At 63.5% G+C, this 17,693-nt stretch carries 13 protein-coding genes; 6 read left to right on the forward strand and 7 right to left on the reverse strand.

Going from position 1 to position 17,693, the window contains the following annotated elements:
* Window positions 1–152: 152 nt before the first annotated feature.
* Genes GYA95_RS22170 through GYA95_RS22180 form a run of 3 tightly spaced genes read left to right on the forward strand, consistent with a single transcriptional unit; the run spans window position 153 to window position 2,995 of the window.
* Window positions 153–1,196 carry a homoserine dehydrogenase gene (locus GYA95_RS22170; protein ID WP_015268887.1) on the forward strand — a complete coding sequence of 348 codons (1,044 nt, stop codon included), beginning with the start codon at window positions 153–155 and terminating at the stop codon, window positions 1,194–1,196.
* 12 nt (window positions 1,197–1,208) lie between these two features.
* Window positions 1,209–2,627 carry an aldehyde dehydrogenase family protein gene (locus GYA95_RS22175; protein ID WP_015268888.1) on the forward strand — a complete coding sequence of 473 codons (1,419 nt, stop codon included), beginning with the start codon at window positions 1,209–1,211 and terminating at the stop codon, window positions 2,625–2,627.
* A gap of 44 nt (window positions 2,628–2,671) precedes the next feature.
* Window positions 2,672–2,995, forward strand: coding sequence for a RidA family protein (locus GYA95_RS22180; RefSeq protein ID WP_052329203.1), 324 nt, complete (start codon window positions 2,672–2,674; stop codon window positions 2,993–2,995).
* A gap of 23 nt (window positions 2,996–3,018) precedes the next feature.
* Here the strand turns inward: GYA95_RS22180 and GYA95_RS22185 are convergent, their stop codons facing one another.
* The 3 genes from GYA95_RS22185 to GYA95_RS22195 all read right to left on the reverse strand — a co-directional run bounded on the left by GYA95_RS22185 (window position 3,019) and on the right by GYA95_RS22195 (window position 9,591).
* On the reverse strand, window positions 3,019–3,972 hold the full coding sequence (locus tag GYA95_RS22185; protein ID WP_061303405.1) for an arsenic resistance protein: 954 nt from the start codon (window positions 3,970–3,972) through the stop codon (window positions 3,019–3,021).
* A 193-nt stretch (window positions 3,973–4,165) separates the two neighbouring features.
* A complete protein-coding gene (gene glyA / locus GYA95_RS22190) occupies window positions 4,166–5,419 on the reverse strand; it encodes a serine hydroxymethyltransferase (RefSeq protein ID WP_003256308.1) in 1,254 nt (417 codons plus the stop codon).
* Window positions 5,420–5,760: 341 nt separating this feature from the next.
* The gene (locus tag GYA95_RS22195; protein ID WP_043935307.1) at window positions 5,761–9,591 is read right to left on the reverse strand and encodes a sensor domain-containing protein; all 3,831 of its coding nucleotides are present in this window, start codon (window positions 9,589–9,591) and stop codon (window positions 5,761–5,763) included.
* A 248-nt stretch (window positions 9,592–9,839) separates the two neighbouring features.
* Between GYA95_RS22195 and GYA95_RS22200 the strand changes: the two genes are divergently transcribed.
* The 3 genes from GYA95_RS22200 (at window position 9,840) to gdhA (ending at window position 13,854) form a co-directional block, all read left to right on the forward strand.
* On the forward strand, window positions 9,840–10,241 hold the full coding sequence (locus GYA95_RS22200; RefSeq protein WP_015268892.1) for a hypothetical protein: 402 nt from the start codon (window positions 9,840–9,842) through the stop codon (window positions 10,239–10,241).
* 291 nt (window positions 10,242–10,532) lie between these two features.
* A complete protein-coding gene (ettA, locus tag GYA95_RS22205; protein WP_015268893.1) occupies window positions 10,533–12,200 on the forward strand; it encodes an energy-dependent translational throttle protein EttA in 1,668 nt (555 codons plus the stop codon).
* A gap of 313 nt (window positions 12,201–12,513) precedes the next feature.
* Complete coding sequence (gene gdhA / locus GYA95_RS22210) at window positions 12,514–13,854, forward strand: NADP-specific glutamate dehydrogenase (protein ID WP_015268894.1); 1,341 nt, start codon at window positions 12,514–12,516, stop codon at window positions 13,852–13,854.
* A gap of 139 nt (window positions 13,855–13,993) precedes the next feature.
* Here gdhA and GYA95_RS22215 read toward each other — a convergent pair whose 3' ends face one another.
* The 4 genes from GYA95_RS22215 to GYA95_RS22230 all read right to left on the reverse strand — a co-directional run bounded on the left by GYA95_RS22215 (window position 13,994) and on the right by GYA95_RS22230 (window position 17,469).
* Window positions 13,994–14,491 (reverse strand): GreA/GreB family elongation factor, encoded by a 498-nt coding sequence (locus GYA95_RS22215; protein ID WP_015268895.1) that lies wholly within the window; start codon window positions 14,489–14,491, stop codon window positions 13,994–13,996.
* Window positions 14,492–14,558: 67 nt separating this feature from the next.
* Window positions 14,559–14,915, reverse strand: a complete 357-nt coding sequence (locus GYA95_RS22220; RefSeq protein WP_013970815.1) for a hypothetical protein — start codon at window positions 14,913–14,915, stop codon at window positions 14,559–14,561.
* 137 nt (window positions 14,916–15,052) lie between these two features.
* Window positions 15,053–16,906, reverse strand: a complete 1,854-nt coding sequence (locus GYA95_RS22225) for an Lnb N-terminal periplasmic domain-containing protein (RefSeq protein WP_015268896.1) — start codon at window positions 16,904–16,906, stop codon at window positions 15,053–15,055.
* A gap of 74 nt (window positions 16,907–16,980) precedes the next feature.
* Window positions 16,981–17,469 (reverse strand): DUF3015 domain-containing protein, encoded by a 489-nt coding sequence (locus tag GYA95_RS22230; RefSeq protein WP_003256313.1) that lies wholly within the window; start codon window positions 17,467–17,469, stop codon window positions 16,981–16,983.
* Window positions 17,470–17,693: the final 224 nt, after the last annotated feature.

Raw genomic sequence — 17,693 nt, forward strand, 5'->3', positions numbered from 1 at the left:
CTGGCGGCGTTTTGCATTCCGGCGGCGCTCAGGCGTGCATCGGCTACTGGTCAGATTGGCCAGTAAATACAGCGGATTGCCATATTCAACTGGCATTGCACGGCTCTTACGCTTGTCCCCATCGACCAACCGCCTGGAAAGGACAGCGAACCATGACCGAATACAAAATTGCACTTGTTGGCTTTGGCGGTGTGAACCGTGCCCTGGCCCAACTGATCGCCGAACGCAATGCGCGCTGGCAGCAAGAGCTGGGCTTTGGCCTGAAGATCGTTGGCGTGACCGACCTGTTCCTGGGGTCGGCAATCGACCGCAACGGTCTGGATGCGGCCACGCTGGCTGCACTGCCTGCTCAGAAGGGGGCGCTGGCGCAGATCCCGCAAGGTTCGGCTGAAGCGTTCAACGAATCGGTGATCAAGCAGTCCGGTGCCGACATCATCGCCGAGGCCACATTCACCAACCCCAAGGACGGTGAACCGGCGGCAACCTTCTGCCGTTGGGCGCTGGAAGCAGGCAAGCACGTGGTCACTACCAACAAGGGGCCGATCGCCTTGCATGCTGCGGCGCTGAAGGCCCTGGCCAAGGCCAATGGTGTGTCGTTCGAGTACGAAGGCGCGGTCATGAGCGGTACGCCGGTGCTGCGCATGGCGCGCCAGACGTTGGCCGGTGCAGGCCTGGTGGGGTTCGAGGGCATCCTCAATGGCACCTCCAACTATGTGCTGACCCGTATGGAAGAGGGACTCGGTTTTGCCGATGCAGTGGCCCAGGCGCAAGCACTTGGCTATGCCGAGGCTGACCCGAGCGCCGATGTGGAGGGGTATGACGTACGCCTGAAAGTGGTGATCCTCGCCAACGAGCTGCTCGGCGCTTGCTTGCAGGTGAATGATGTGACCTGCAGCGGGATCAGCAGCCTCGATAGCGCTGCTATCCAGCAAGCGCAGGCGGCGGGCCAGCGCTGGAAACTGATCGGCAGTGCCAGCCGTGAAACCGATGGTTCGGTGCGTGCCTGCGTCGAAGCGCGCCTGTTGCCCGGCAACCACCCTCTGGCGGGTATTTCCGGTGCCACCAATGCGGTTGCGTTCAACACCGAATTGCTGGGCGCTGTAACCGTGTCCGGCCCGGGTGCGGGGCGTGTCGAAACGGCATTCGCCCTGTTGTCGGATATCGTCGCCATCCACACTGCTGGCCGCTCGGCCTGAGGAGCAACCTTCATGAGCCTGACTTCCGTGTCCCGGGTAGCCGTCCAGCAACCCGCCTTGATCGATGTCTACAGCCCGTTCGACGGTAGCCTGGTCGGCAGCGTCGCCAACCTTGCTGCCGATGCCGTGCCAGGTCTGCTCGTGCGTGCTCGGCAGGGCGTGCACGAAAGTGCCGCGCTGCCTCGGCACCGTCGCGCGAGCATTCTGGAGCAGGCGGCCCGGCTGATTGAGCGCGATGCAGCCGATTTTGCCGGCCTGATTGTCGACGAAGCGGGCAAGACCCTGCGTCAGGCCGAGAAGGAGGTGAAACGCTGCATCAACACGCTCAAGCTGTCTGCCGAGGAAGCGCGGCGCAATGCCGGCGAGGTGGTGCCGTTCGATGCCTACGAAGGCTCCGAATCGCGTCAGGGCTGGTTCACACGCGAGCCGCTGGGGCTGATCCTGGCCATCACGCCGTACAACGACCCGCTCAACCTGGTGGCGCACAAGTTGGGGCCGGCGATTGCCGGGGGCAATGCGGTCATTCTCAAACCCTCGGAGCTGGCCCCGCTTTCTGCCTTGAAGCTGGTGCAGTACCTGGTCGACGCGGGGCTGCCAGAGGCCGTCGTCACCGTGGCCACTGGCGGTGCCGAACTGGGCAAGGCCCTGGTGGCCGTGCGTGAAGTGCGGATGATTTCCTTCACCGGCGGTTTCGCCACAGGCGAACAGATTGCCCGGGGGGCGGGCCTGAAAAAACTGGCCATGGACCTGGGTGGCAACGCCCCGGTGCTGGTACTGAAGGACTGCGACCTCGAGGCCACTGTCGAGTCTTGTGTATCTGGCGCGTTCTGGGCAGCCGGGCAGAACTGCATCGGCACCCAGCGCATCCTGGTGGAAGCTTCCATCTATGAGGCATTCCGCCAGCGCTTCGTGGCCTTGACCCAGGCCATGGTGGTAGGTGATCCAGGCCTGCGCGAAACCGACATGGGGCCGATGATCACCGAAGGCTCGGCCCGGCAGATTGAAGAGCGCGTGAACCAGGCCCTTCAAGGCGGCGCTCGCCTGCTCTGTGGTCACAAGCGCCAGGGGGCTACCTATTCGCCGACGGTGCTGGAAGGTGTTGACCACGCCAGCCGGCTGTGGCGTGAAGAGGTGTTCGCACCGGTGGTGATGCTGGCGCCCTTCGAGGAGATCGAGCAGGCCATAGCGCTGGCCAATGCCCCGGAGTACAGCTTGCACGCTGGTGTGTTTACCCGAGACCTGTCCTTGGCGTTGAGCCTGGCACGGCGTATCGAGGCGGGCGGCGTGATGATCAACGACTCGTCCGACTACCGCTTCGATGCCATGCCATTCGGTGGCTCGAAATATGGAAGCCTTGGCCGCGAGGGGGTGCGGTTCGCCTACGAGGACATGACCCAGCCCAAAGTCGTCTGCCTCAACCAGATGGGTTGAGAGGGGGAACCTTGATGATCGAACGTTATGGACAAGGCGAGCGGATGTCGCTGGCGGTCTGCTACAGGGGCCTGTTCGAAACGGCAGGCGTGGTTGCGGACGACCTGCAGCAGGATGTACAGGGCCAGTTGCGGCAGGCGTTGGGTACGATCGATGGGCTGATGGCAGAGGCCAACGTCGATAAGGAGCATTTGACCCGGGTTCAGTTATGGATCGCCGACTACAGCCACTTCGACCTGGTCAATGAGGTGTACGACGCCTGGTTGAAGGGGTATCCGAAACCTCCACGGGCTTGCGTAGGCGCAGACCTTGGAGAGGGGTACCTGGTCGAGGTGCAGGTGTTTGCCGTGTGCCCTGAGCGCTCCTGACCCAAAGCGGCTGACGCCCCGGGTCAGCGCACAAACCGGGGTATCGCCTTTACGTAGACCAGTTCGCCTAGCAGTTCCACCAATGTCTGCGTAATCACAGCTGCCGCCGCCAAACCGCGCATGTCTTCCGGCAACGCCAGCGCCAGCGGCAGCACTACCAGCGAATTGCGCGTGGCGGCGCTGAAGGTTACCGAGCGTGCCTCGGTCACCGGCAAGCGCAGCAAGCGCGCCGCAACGAACCCGAGCACTGGCGCCAGCAGCATGAAGCCGATGTACACCGGAATCACCGGCAGCAAACGGTCGAAATCACGCAGTACTACGGCTATTTGCGAGGCGATGACCACCACCAGCACCAGAGCCATGGCCGGTACCGGCATCCACGCCCAGGCGTCGTTCCAGGTCGAGACCGTGCGTGAGCGACGGGTGCCGGCGCTGGTGAGTACGGCGAGGACCATCGGCAGCACGATCAGTAGCACGAAGGCTTCCACGAACGGGGTGATGGAGATGGCCACGCTGCTGTTGTCACCCAGCATCAGGGCCAGGTAGAGCGGCAGCATTGCCAGTTGTACCAACAGCAGCACAGGGGTGGCGGCCAGGGTCAGGCGGGAGTCGCCTTTGCCGATGTGGGTGAAAACCACCACGTAATCGATGCACGGTGTCAGCAACACCAGCAGCGCGCCGATGAGGATCGCCGGGTGCTCGACCAGCCCGCGGGTGATGGCCCATACCAGTAGCGGCACGAGGACGAAGTTGGCCAGCAGCAGGGCGGAAGTGAAGCGGCGGTTGCCCAGACCCTGGCGCAAGTCGAGGAAGGGGATCTGCAGGAACATCGCGTACATCAGCACCGCGATGGCGGGGGTGACCAGCGCCTCCAGGAGCTGTGCAGTGTCGCTGGTCAGCAGGCCGAACGTGACGGCGGCAAGCACGGCGACGAAATAGATCGGGACCTGGTGGGTTTCAAGTTGCTCTCTGGTCAAGGTAGGGCCTGTGCTTGAAGGGAGGAACGCAATCATAACCTGTGGGAGCGGGCGTGCCCGCGAATACCGGCGCAGCCGGTGCCATCCACCGAGTCGTCTTCTTCGCGGGCACGCCCGCTCCCACAGGATTCGCCACCTGAAAACGAAAAAGCCCGGCACTAGGCCGGGCTTTTTCCTGTCAGGCAATCGCCAATCAGTTGCCGTAAACCGGCAGCTTCTTGCAGATGGCCTTGACCTTCTCACGCACGGCGTCGATAACCGCTTCGTTGTTCAGGTCAGCCAGGATGTCGCAGATCCAGCCAGCCAGCTCGCGGCACTCGGCTTCCTTGAAACCACGGGTGGTAACGGCTGGGGTGCCGAAACGCAGGCCCGAGGTGACGAACGGGGAACGTGGGTCGTTCGGTACCGAGTTCTTGTTGACGGTGATGAAGGCTTTGCCCAGGGCGGCGTCAGCGTCCTTGCCGGAGATTTCCTGCTTGATCAGCGACAGCAGGAACAGGTGGTTCTGGGTGCCACCGGAAACCACGTCGAAACCACGCTCGATGAACACGCTGGCCATGGCCTGGGCGTTCTTCACTACCTGCTGCTGGTAAGCCTTGAACTCAGGCTGCAGGGCTTCCTTGAAGCAGATGGCCTTGGCAGCGATGACGTGCTCCAGCGGGCCACCCTGGGCGCCAGGGAAGACGGCGGAGTTCAGCTTCTTCTCGATCTCTTCGTTCTTGCGAGCGAGGATCAGGCCGCCGCGCGGGCCGCGCAGGGTCTTGTGGGTGGTGGTGGTGACCACGTCGGCGAACGGAACAGGGTTCGGGTACACGCCAGCGGCAACCAGGCCGGCAACGTGAGCCATGTCGACGAACAGGTAGGCACCGACCTTGTCGGCGATGGCGCGGAAGCGGGCGAAGTCCAGAACCTGCGAGTAGGCCGAGAAGCCGGCAACGATCATCTTCGGCTTGTGCTCGACAGCCAGGCGCTCGACTTCGTCGTAGTCGATCAGGCCGTTGCTGTCGATGCCGTACTGGATGGCGTTGTACAGCTTGCCCGAGGAGCTTACCGAAGCACCGTGGGTCAGGTGGCCACCGTGGGCCAGGCTCATGCCCAGGATGGTGTCACCGGCCGACAGCAGGGCCAGGTAGACGGCGGCGTTGGCCTGGGAGCCGGCGTGCGGCTGGACGTTGGCGTAGTCGGCGCCGAACAGTTCCTTGGCACGGTCGATGGCCAGCTGCTCGACGACGTCGACGTACTCGCAACCACCGTAGTAGCGCTTGCCTGGGTAGCCTTCGGCGTACTTGTTGGTCAGGACCGAGCCCTGGGCCTCCATGACTGCCGGGCTGGTGTAGTTTTCCGAAGCGATCAGCTCGATATGCTCTTCCTGGCGCAGAGCTTCTTGCTGCATGGCTTCGAAGAGCTCGGCGTCGTACTTGGCAATGGTCAAATCACGGCTGAACATGGCGGTCCTCAAGGATCGGGGTGAATTGGGGGGGCATTCTAACCGATTGATCCGCGGCTGGCATATGAAGTGGCATCAAGTCGCGGACCAATGGGCTTCACGTTGCATCCCGCGCCGTGTCTGGGCTGGGCGGGAACTGGAGTTGACTCGCAGGTCCGTTTTTAAGGGTGCGCTTCTCAGGCCGGGCGCGGTCCCTGTAGGAGCGGCCTTGTGTCGCGAAAGGGGCGCGCAGCGGCCCCGCGATTGCAGCGTTGCCGCCGAAATTGTCGGGACCGCGTTGCGGTCCTTTCGCGACACAAGGCCGCTCCTACAGAGTCCGCGCACGCCAGGAGGCGTCGGGGTCAATGGAACATGAAGAGCTTCTCGTTGGCGAACTGCGCCTCGAACTGATGCGCCGGCATCGGCCGCCCGAACAGGTAGCCCTGCACCTCGTCGCAACCATGCTCGCGCAGGAACTCCAGCTGCTCGTGGGTCTCCACCCCTTCGGCGATCACCGCCAGGTTGAGGCTGTGGGCCATGGCGATGATCGCCCGGGCAATCTGCGCATCCTGTTCGCCTTCGGGCAGGCCGTCGACGAAGGTGCGGTCGATCTTCAGCACGTCGATCGGGAACTGCTTGAGGTAGTTCAGCGACGAATAACCGGTGCCGAAGTCGTCCACCGCGATGCTCAGGCCGAGGTTTTTCAGGCTGGCGAGAATCTGCATGGCTTCGTTCACTTCGCGCATCAGGATGCTTTCGGTCAGCTCCAGCTCCAGGCACGCCGGTGGCAGGCCGGTTTCTTCCAGAATGGTGGCGATGCGCGTACCCAGCTGGCCGTCGGAGAACTGCCGCGCCGAGATGTTCACCGACACCTTGGGCACGCGCACCTTGGCCTTGTGCCAGGCCTTGAGCTGGCGGCTGGCCTCGCGCAGCACCCAGTCGCCCACGTCCACCACCAGGCCCAGTTCTTCGATCACCGGGATGAAATCGCCCGGCGGCACCAGGCCGCGGGTCGGGTGGCGCCAGCGTAGCAGGGCTTCGGCGCCGGTCAGGCGCTTGCCGTCGCCACTGAACTGCGGCTGGTAGTAGAGGATGAACTCGTTCTGCTCCATGGCATGGCGCAGGTCGCTCTCCAGCTCCAGGCGTTCCAGGGCGCTGGCGTTCATCTCCGCCTGGTAGAACTGGAAGTTGTTCTTGCCGCGCTCCTTGGCGTGGTACATGGCGGTGTCGGCGTTTTTCATCAGCTGGCTCAGCTCGCTGCCGTCCTGCGGGCTGAGGGCGATGCCGATACTGGCGGTAACGAAGAACTCGCGGTTTTCCAGCACGAACGGCCGCACCAGGCTGCCGAGGATGTTCTCGGCCACGTGGATGGCGCGGTTGAGTGCCATCTCGCGGGTCGCGCGCGGTTGCAGCAGCAGGGTGAACTCGTCGCCGCCCATGCGCGCCACGGTGTCGTCGTTGTCCACACAGGCCAGCAGGCGCTGGGCCATGTCCTTGAGCATGCGGTCGCCGGCAGCGTGGCCGAGGGAGTCGTTGATCGGTTTGAAGCGGTCCAGGTCGAGGAACATCAGCACCACCCAGGCCTTTTGCCGCTCGGCCTGCTGCAGGGCGTTGTACAGACGGTCCTGGAACAACGTGCGGTTGGGCAGGTGGGTGAGGGCGTCGTAGTAGGCCAGGCGGTGGATGCGCTGTTCGCTGGCCTTGCGCTCGCTGATGTCGGTGAAGAAACACACGTAGCTGGCCAGGTCGCCTTCGTCGTCCAGCACTGCGGTAATGCCGACCCAGGCCGGGTAGTGGTCGCCGTCGCGGCGCTTGAGCCACATTTCGCCCTCCCAGCTGCCGCGCTGGTAAAGCTGCTTCACCACGTAGCGCAGGTGGCCTTCCTGCTGCTCGTCGACGGTAAGCATGCCCGGCAACTGGTCGAGCACCTCGCTGACGGCGTAGCCACTGACGCGGCTGAACGCTTCGTTGGCCTGGACGATATAGCCCGCCGGGTCGGTGATGAGGATGGCCGAGGTGGAGTGCTCGAATACCGTCGCTGCCATGCGCAGGTCTTTCTCGGCACGGCGTTGCTGGCTGATGTCGCGGCCAACCCCGAGCACGCCTTCGAAGCGCTCTTCATCGTCCCACACCAGCACCAGGCGCAGTTCGATGGGGATCTTGCGGCCATCGGCGCGCAGGCAGTCGAAAAGGAACAGCTGGGTGGGCAGTTGGTTGCGTAGCTGGGCCAGCTGGGCCGGGTCGCCCATGGCCTTGCTGACGCGCTCCATCAGGCTGTAGATGCCGGTGAGCTGGGACGGGTTGGCGATGATCGACTGCCAGCCGTTGGCGAAGATCCAGTCGGCCTGGTAGCCCAGCACGCTTTGCACCGAGGGGCTTACGTAGTTGAGCTGGAGCAGGTTGTCGGTGGAGAAGATCACGTCGCTGATGCTTTCGGCGAGCATGCGGTAGCGCTGCTCGCTGTCGCGCAGCGACTGGCTGGCCTCGATCTGCACCGTCACGTCCTTACCCACGCCGATGATGCGTGTCACCAGGCCGTCGGCGTCACGGGTCAGCACTTGTTCGCGGATGTCGTAGCAGCGCCAGCCGCCATCGCGGTGGCGGAAACGCAGCTGGCAGTGCAGCGGCTGGTCATGGCCGCTGTCCCGCTGTTGCTGGCGCAGCGCCTGGTAGTGCGTGGCATCCTCGGGGTGCAGCAGCAGTTCCCAGAAGCGCTCGCCCATCTGCGCCAGCTCGGTACGGTCGTAGCCCAAGGTCTGGCCGAGGTGGCGGTTGCTGAAGATCATGCGCTGGCTGAGCACGTCCTGCACATACAACTGGTCGGGCACGGTGCGCACCACGTCCGACCAGAAGCTTTCGCGCTCCAGCAGCGACAGCTCCACCTGCTTGCGGCTGGTGATGTCGCTGATGCTGAGGATGACCGCCTGGTAGTCGCGGCGCTGCTGCGGCAGGCGGGCCATCAGCCACAGGTGCAGCTCGCCACCCAGCGGCGCCGGCAGGCGCACCTCCAGCTCCAGCAGCGGGCGCTGCTCGATCAGCGCGTCGATCAGTTGCATGCCGATGCTGTCGCGGCCATCGCCAGTGCCATCGATCAGGCGCTGCCAGGCACCTTCGTGGCTGTCGATGTTCAACAGTTGGCGGGCCACCTGGTTGATCTCGGTGATCTTCAGCTCCAGCAGCAGCGAGCGGCGCAGGTTGGGGTCCAGGGCCAGGCTGTGTTTGAGCGCGGCACGGTTGCGCAGGTGGTAACGGTCGAGTTGGCCGGGCAGGCTGGACAGGTCGAGCACACACAAGGCCACGCCGGTGCCTTCGAAAATTTCCTGATAGCGCCGGCGGTCGTCCTGCAGCGCCCGTTGGCGGCGGCGCATGTTGACCAGGGCCAGCATCGGCAGCAGGGCGCAGAACAGCACCAGCAGGCATTTGCCGAGCAGCGCCGGCAGCAGCTTCTGTTGGGCCAGCTTGGCGTCGAACAGGCCGCGCAACTGCCAGGTACTGTTGTCGATGAAAGCCAGCATCACGCTTTGCAGCGGTTCGTTGCTGGTAACGGCCGGCGCATGGCTTTGCAGTACCTCGCCGTTGCGGCTGTTTTCCAACAGCCACAGCGGGTGGCCGGCACCATCCAGGTGGAGGGTGAGGGTGCGGTAGTAGTCCGGCGACAGGCGCAGCAGCCAGTAGCCGCGGCCTTGTTCGGTGGCCTGGCGTAGCAATAGGTAGACGGTGCGGTTGTCGCCCGAATTGGTGAAGAAGTACGGGCTGCCCTGGTTCAGCCTAAGCAGCTCGTCAAGCAAATGGCGGTCGGGGCTGCCGGCCAGGCTGTCGGCCTGCACCTGCCCGGTAGCGTCCAGCCAGGCCATGCTCTGCAGGGCCGGCAGGCGCTCGCGAAGGGTGCCCATGAGGCTGGGCAGGGCCGAGGGCGTCGGCGCCTTGACGTAGGGCTGCACCACATTCACGGCCTGTTGCGCCTTGAGGGCCATGTTCAGGCTCAGGTGGTCGGCCAGTTCGGCGGTGGCGTCCAGGCTCTGTTTGCGCAGGTCGGCCTGGGTATGGTTGAACTGGGCGAACAGCTGCCACAGCAGCAGGCCCAGCAGGATCAGGGCCAGCAGCGCCAGCGCACCCTTGATCGACCCGCGCAGCGAGGCCACGGGCGCCTGTGGCGCGGAACGCAATGTCGACGGATGAGTAAGATTGGTCAAGCGTTGATCCTGCGATTGGGCTGGCGATGGCAGGGATGGATCATGCACGGTGTGTGCCGGTGTCTGGTTGCCAGACCGCGGTGGCGCACTATAAGGCCGGACACCCGAAACGGGCTAGCATGCCTAGGATTATGGCAAAGTGCCAGCCGATGTGACCGGTGGTGCCTGCCCGGTGGTTCGGCAAGCCCCTGCAACCTGTGCGAGAATAGCGCCCGCTTCAAATGACAACGCATCGGAGATGTTCGGTTTTGGTTACTCACTTTTCCTCCAATGGCCTCGATTCCGCCTGCGGGCGCAGCAGTCAGACCCTTGTCAGCACTGCCGTGACCGAGGACGTATCCTGCAAGTCTTGCCAGCGTTCGCTGAGCAAACCCGAGGCGGCAGCTGTCGCCAAGAGCAAGAGCCCATCGCTGGCCGAACTGCGCAAGACCGCCAAGGCGGCAGTTGAGCCGGCAGTCGCCGTGGCCGAGGTCAAGCCGGCGGTCAAGGTTGTCAGCGTGCCTGCGGCCGCCAAACCGGCAAAAGCTGCCGAGCAGCAGCCGACTCGTAGCGGTGGCTTCAGCGTGAAGTCCGCCTGGGCCGCGCGCCTGGCCGAGCAGGGCGACCGTTGCCGCTTGCCGCGGGGCAAGGCCAAGCAGCGTCACGTCTGAGTCATCTGCAGCTGTACCGGCCCTTTCGCGGCTAAAGCCGCTCCCACAGGGATTATCACTGCCTTCGAGAACTGTGCAGTACCTGTGGGAGCGGCTTTAGCCGCGAAGAGGCCAGCACAGGCAATAGATTCTCCCCGGTCCTACCCCCCACCATCCGCCCCTCCTATGCAACGCCGCGCGTTGGCGTAGAATGGTCGACTTTGTTCAATGACACCCCGTAAATACATCCCCCTGGCCAGCGCGCCGGGGCGATCGTCGATGTCTTTACCTATCTGATTAGAGGGCTTGGTTTTGGCTCAATACGTCTACACCATGCATCGGCTGAGCAAGGTCGTGCCGCCGAAGCGGGAAATTCTCAAGAACATTTCCCTGTCGTTCTTCCCGGGCGCCAAGATCGGCGTGCTCGGCCTGAACGGCGCGGGTAAATCGACCCTGCTGCGGATCATGGCGGGCGTCGACAAGGAATTCGACGGCGAAGCCCGTCCGATGCCCGACATCAACGTCGGCTACCTGCCACAGGAACCGCAACTGGACCCGAACAAGTCGGTGCGCGAAGTGGTCGAGGAAGCGGTCAGCGTGATCAAGGACGCCCAGGCGCGCCTGGACGAGGTCTATGCTGCCTACGCCGAACCGGATGCCGACTTCGACAAGCTGGCCGCCGAGCAGGCCAAGCTGGAAGCCATCCTGCAGGCCGCTGACGGCCACAACCTGGAGCGCCAGCTGGACGTTGCCGCCGACGCCCTGCGTCTGCCGGCCTGGGATGCACGCATCGAGCACCTGTCCGGTGGTGAGAAGCGCCGAGTGGCCCTGTGCCGCCTGCTGCTGTCGGCCCCCGACATGCTGCTGCTGGACGAACCGACCAACCACCTGGACGCCGACTCGGTGGCCTGGCTGGAGCGCTTCCTGCACGACTTCCCAGGCACCGTGGTAGCCATTACCCACGACCGTTACTTCCTCGACAACGTCGCTGGCTGGATCCTGGAACTGGACCGCGGCGCCGGTATCCCGTACGAAGGCAACTACTCGGGCTGGCTGGAAGCCAAGTCCGAGCGCCTGGCGCAGGAATCCAAGCAGCAGAGCGCCCACGAGAAGGCCATGAAAGAGGAACTGGAGTGGGTGCGCAAAGGCGCCAAGGCCCGCCAGTCCAAGTCCAAGGCACGTCTGCAGCGCTTTGAAGAAATGCAGTCGCAGGAATTCCAGAAGCGCAGCGAAACCAACGAGATCTACATCCCGGCCGGCCCGCGCCTGGGCGACAAGGTCATCGAGTTCAAGAACGTCACCAAGGGCTACGGCGACCGCGTGCTGATCGACAACCTGTCGTTCTCCATGCCTAAAGGCGCCATCGTCGGTGTGATCGGTGGTAACGGTGCCGGTAAGTCGACCCTGTTCCGCATGCTGATGGGCAAGGAACAGCCGGACTCGGGCAGCATCGAGATCGGTGAAACCGTGCAGCTGGCCTGCGTCGACCAGAGCCGCGAAGACCTGGACGGCGGCAAGACCGTATTCCAGCAGGTTTCCGACGGCTCTGACATGATCCGCATCGGCAACTACGAGATCCCGTCGCGTACCTATGTGGGCCGCTTCAACTTCAAGGGTGGCGACCAGCAGAAGTTCGTCAAGGACCTGTCCGGTGGTGAGCGTGGCCGCCTGCACCTGGCTCTGACCCTGAAGGAGGGCGGTAACGTCCTGCTGCTCGACGAACCGTCCAACGACCTCGACGTCGAAACCCTGCGTTCGCTGGAAGAGGCCCTGCTGGACTTCCCGGGCGCGGCGATCGTGATCTCCCACGACCGTTGGTTCCTGGACCGTGTGGCTACCCACATCCTGGCGTACGAAGACGACTCGAACGTGGTGTTCTTCGAGGGTAACTACACCGAGTACGAAGCCGACCGCAAGAAGCGCCTGGGCGATGCTGCTGCCCAGCCGCACCGTGTACGGCACAAGAAGCTGGCTCAGTAAGCCGGTGTTCTGATGCACAAGAATGGGGCCCTTTGAGGCCCCATTTTTGTGCCCGACTGGGAAGTGGTGCTGGCTTCATTCGCGGGCATGCCCGTTCACACAGGAGCCCCTGAAACCCAAGGCCTGTGATGAACCTGTGGGAGCGGGCGAGCCCGCGAATGAAGCCGCCGCCGCCCCGGATTTTGTATACACTTATATAAAACGCACCAAATAATTTCAAAAAAACGACATTTCGCCCTATTCCGGTGCGATTGCTTCTTGGTACATTCCTGAAAAAACCAATAAGTCCAATCCTCTTGGTGAGATGTCTACCATGATCGAATCTGTCGACAATTTCCTCGCGCGCCTGAAGCAACGCGATCCGGCCCAACCTGAATTCCACCAGGCTGTGGAAGAAGTGCTGCGCAGCCTGTGGCCATTCCTCGAGGCCAACCCGCATTACCTGCAGGCCGGCATTCTGGAGCGTATGGTCGAGCCCGAGCGCGCCGTACTGTTCCGCGTGTCCTGGGTCGATGACCAGGGCAAGGTGCAGGTCAACCGCGGCTACCGCATCCAGATGAGCAGCGCCATCGGCCCGTACAAGGGCGGCCTGCGCTTCCACCCGTCGGTCAACCTGGGCGTGCTGAAGTTCCTGGCCTTCGAGCAGGTGTTCAAGAACTCTCTCACCTCGCTGCCCATGGGCGGCGGCAAAGGCGGCTCGGACTTCGACCCCAAAGGCAAGAGCGACGCCGAAGTCATGCGTTTCTGCCAGGCGTTCATGAGCGAGCTGTACCGCCACATTGGCGCTGACCTGGACGTCCCGGCCGGTGACATCGGCGTGGGTGCCCGCGAAATCGGCTTCATGTTCGGCCAGTACAAGCGCCTGGCCAACCAGTTCACTTCGGTGCTGACCGGCAAGGGCATGACCTACGGCGGCAGCCTGATCCGTCCGGAAGCCACCGGCTACGGCTGCGTGTACTTCGCAGAGGAAATGCTCAAGCGCCAGGACAAGCGTATCGATGGCTGCCGCGTGGCGATTTCCGGTTCGGGTAACGTGGCCCAGTATGCCGCGCGCAAGGTCATGGACCTGGGCGGCAAGGTGATTTCGCTGTCTGACTCCGAAGGCACCCTGTACGCCGAAGCTGGCCTGACCGATGCCCAGTGGGATGCGGTGATGGAACTGAAGAACGTCAAGCGTGGCCGCATCAGCGAACTGGCCGCGCAGTTCGGCCTGGAGTTCCGCAAGGGCCAGACCCCGTGGAGCCTGCCGTGCGACATCGCCCTGCCGTGTGCCACGCAGAACGAACTGGACGCCGAAGACGCCCGCACCTTGCTGCGCAATGGCTGCATCTGCGTGGCCGAAGGCGCCAACATGCCGACTACCCTGGAGGCTGTGGATATCTTCCTGGAGGCCGGCATCCTGTACGCCCCGGGCAAGGCCTCCAACGCCGGCGGCGTGGCCGTGTCGGGCCTGGAGATGTCGCAGAACGCCATGCGCCTGCTGTGGACTGCCGGTGAGGTGGACAGCAAGCTGCACAACATCATGCAGTCGATTCACCATGCGTGCGTGCATTACGGTGAAGAGGCGGATGGCAGCATCAACTACGTCAAAGGTGCGAACATCGCGGGCTTCGTGAAAGTGGCTGATGCGATGTTGGCGCAAGGCGTGGTTTGATCTGAGGCCGTTGGGGCCGCTTTGCGGCCCTTTCGCGACACAAGGCCGCTCCTACAGGTATCGCGCATGTTCAGAAATGACGCGGTCCTTGTAGGAGCGGCCTTGTGTCGCGATGGGCTGCAAAGCAGCCCCCAGGTCCTCAATCTTCACCAAAAACCTCAACCACTTCGATCACCTGCTCCCCCACCGGCCGCCGCCAGACCACCTCATCCCCTGGCCCCGCCCCGAGCAAAGCCCGCCCCAACGGCGAACCCCAGTTTATCAACCCCCGCCCGGCATCCGCCTCATCCTCGCCCACCAGCCTTACTACTTGCTCCTGGTCCTGCGCATCGACAAACCGCACCCGGCTGCCAATCTGCACCTTGCTGCGCGATGTCGCCGCCGGCACAACCTGGGCGCTTTGCAATCGCGCGCTGAAGTAGCGCAGGTCCCGTTCGGTATCCGCCAGCCGCTGCTTGTCGCCACGTTCACCTTGTGCCTGCAGTTCGCTGCGCAGGGCATTCAGCTCGGTCACGCGCTCCTGCAGCTGGCGCAGGCCACTGGCAGTGACGTAGTTGGGTTGTTCGCTGACCCGTCGCTCGACCGGCTGATCAGCCTGGGCGGCGGCTTGGTCTTCGTTGACGAATGCTCGGCTCATGCGTGGCCTCCTTTTGCAGGAGACCATCATCGCAGGCCGCCGGTTTCAAGGGATGTCCGTTTGCGACTCAGTTGTGGCGATAGGCGCGTGCGGCGTCGCGGTCCTTTTCCTGCTCCCAGTCGCGCTCGCGCTGGTCCCAGAAGCGCTCGTGGTACTGGCGCTGTTCTTCGCTGTTCTGCATGGCGTGGCACTGGCGAAAGCCGTCGTCCCAGCCGCTTTCGTACTGGCGCTCGTGCAGGTAGCGCGGCACGTCCTTGCGAAAAGCGCCGACCATCAGCCCTGCCGCCTGTCGGCCGCTGCTGCAGCCGTCCTGGAAGCCATCGGCATAGGCGGGGGGATAACCCTGGTGGACCATCTGCTCGTGGGTGGTTTCGCAACCAGACAGCAACAACGCCATGCACACGCCGAACCAGTACCGCGACATAACCACAAAACCCTCCGGTTGATACTGGAAAGTCTAGGTGGCGATTTGTCGGGGAGCCGTTAAAACAGTGTCAAAGAGTCGGTTGGTTCACACAGGTTCTGCCCTGGCGCGCTCCTACAAAGACTGCGTAGGGCCGATCAGTAGTGATACCACTTCAACTCCAGCATCACCTCGTTCTGCGCTGTGGCCAGGTGGCTGAACTCTCGCGAAGCACTCAACCGCAGGCCCAGGTTCTGGCTGATCTCCCATTGCTGGTTCAGGCTCACACTGCGCCGTACTTCGCCATTGGTGAAATAATCGCCCTTGGCCTCCAGCGTCATGTTGCCCAGCCCGTTGCGCCACAGCAGCCCGCCATTGAAGCCCGCCGCCGGGGCGATGAACTGGGCAAAATCATTGTGGTGCTCGACCCGCACCGTGCCCAGGGCAAAGCCCAGCAACCCGTCGGCCAGTTGCCAGGTGCCGCCGGCCCCGCCGTTCACATGGCTTACCAGCACTTCGTCATCATGCTTGCCCGGCACGCGCTCCAGCCCGCCGGCCACCTGCCACGACCAGGGCTTGAGCAGCTCGTTGCGCGGTGTCAGCGAACGGATGGTGGCCAGGTCCAGGCGCTGCACCTGCCAGTCATTGCCTTCGTACTGGCGCAGCTTCAGCTGCAGGATCTCGATCTGCGCCCCCAGCGGGAAGCCATAGGCGTTGTCATTCAGGTCGTGGTAGGCCATGCGCAGGCCGTACTCGGCGTAGGCGCGGTCTTCGCGGGTGCCTACGCCCAGCTGCCAGGTGCGCGAGTCATGGCCGTCCTCGGGCAGGCCTGGGCGCTCGATCTGCAGGGGCAGGGGCGGGTTGCTGTTGATTGCCCGCAGCAGTTCGAAGCTGCGTTTCGCCTGCCCAGGGTCGCGCTCCTGGCCATTGGCACGGTAACGCTCCAGCCGGTACGCGGCGTCCTGCACCAGCGCCTGGCGCTGGCGGGGGAGGGCCTTGAATTCGGGGCTCTGCAGTTGCCCGGTGTCGGCACTTACAGCCAGCACCTGGCGCTTTTCGTCGTGATCGAGCGGCTCGGCCCGGGCCAGCAGTTCACGTTCGCGAGAGGGGCGGTACGTCTCGCTGGCGACCATGCCGGACTGCTTCACGGCTTTCACCGTGTCGGTCGGGATGGCGGTCAGCGGGAACTGCGAGGTCAGGTCAAGGCCCGGCCGGGCCACCTGCAGCAGCTCCAGCAGGCGGTACGAGCAGTTCTCATCGAAGAAGAAGTAGTCGAACTGGATCTGCTTCAGCTCCCACACATGTTCGACCATGCGCCCGGTTTCTTCCGGGGTCAGGTCCAGTTGGTACTCCCACAGGTCGCGGTTTTCCAGGCTGCGGTATTCGGACAGTTTCTCCTGGTAGGGCATCAGCGCGAACAGGCCCGGGTAGCCACCCATCAGGCCCTTCCAGGCATACAGGATGCTGTTGTCGCTGCCTTCGATGTAGGCGCCGAAGTTGATTGCGTAGCTCAGCAGCGTGGTGTCGTCGCTGCGGGTGTTGGACTGGTCGATGCGCAGCAAGGTGTGGCCGAACATCGATGACGGGCTGTTCAGGTAGGCCGCCGGGAAGATCAGCGCCGCACTGTGTGGGTCGATAGACTGGTACCAGGTGGTGAACTCCTGGCAGTCAGGTTGCGGCAAGTCTTGCAAGTCGAGCTGTTCGCGCAGCCAGCGGGTGCGCGCCGGGAATACGCACTGGGCATGTTTGTCGCCGAGGCTGGCCGGGGCGTACAGCGCTTCGACCGTGGCTTTCAGTTCCTGGTCGGGGTAGTGCGCGCCATCCTCGGCGAGGAAGAACGCATCATCGTCCACATAGCTGCGCCAGCCACCCAGCTTGGCGGTTTCGTAATGGCCCAGGGCAATCCAGTAAGGGGTGTTGGCCAGTTGCTGGACACGGCCTTGGTCCAGCACGGGCGCGGCATGAGCAGGGGCGCAGGCACACAGCGCCAGGGATACGAAGCGTTTGAGCATGTCGGGCAACTACTTCTCAACGATGCCGAAAAAAGGCGAAACCCGCCCCGGGGCCGGGGCGGGAGGAGCTGCACTCAGGCCTCGGTTGCGTATTTGGCCAGGCGTGGGTCGTTCTTCAGAACAGCCAGGGTGTTGCTGTGGACGGTTTCGGCAGTGACGTCGGCGCTGCTGAAGATCTGGTTGAAGTGCTGATGGGTGACCGATGCGAAGTAGCCACGGTCTTCAGGGGCCACGCCGAGAACCACGGCATAGGTGGTCAGTGCTTCGCCCTGGCCCATGGCCATGTCTTCGGAAAGTTCATTCATCATGCCGTTCATGGCGAACCAGGACTTGCCGCCGTAGGTCAGCGACGCTTTGGTCGAGCAGCCGTTGGTGCCGGAGGTCATGCCGAAGGTGGCGTTACCGGAGGTGCCGTTGGTGGTGGAAGCCAGGAAGTGTGCCGGAGTGCCGCGCTGGCCTTCGAACAGCATGTTGCCCCAGCCGCAGTTCGGGCCGCCTGGCGCTTCGGCCATGGCATTGATCGAGACCACGGTGAACAGAGTACCCAGAAGAATCCGTTTCATAGCATTTGTTCTCTATTTGACTTAACCAAGGGTCAGGGTTTCTGGCAACTCGGTTGCCAGGTCGGGAAAGCTTTTCACCCACCCGCGCAGCTTGGAGTTTAGGCACGATCTAAGAGTTGCGTTGTTGATTGCGAAAAATTTGCTGTTGCATGACCCGCACCGGCTGCGACATAAAGTCCTGCGGAGCCTTGCAAGGCGCGCGCGGGCAGCGCCAGAATGCTGCG

The organism is Pseudomonas asiatica (genome assembly GCF_009932335.1).
GTDB lineage: Bacteria > Pseudomonadota > Gammaproteobacteria > Pseudomonadales > Pseudomonadaceae > Aquipseudomonas > Aquipseudomonas asiatica.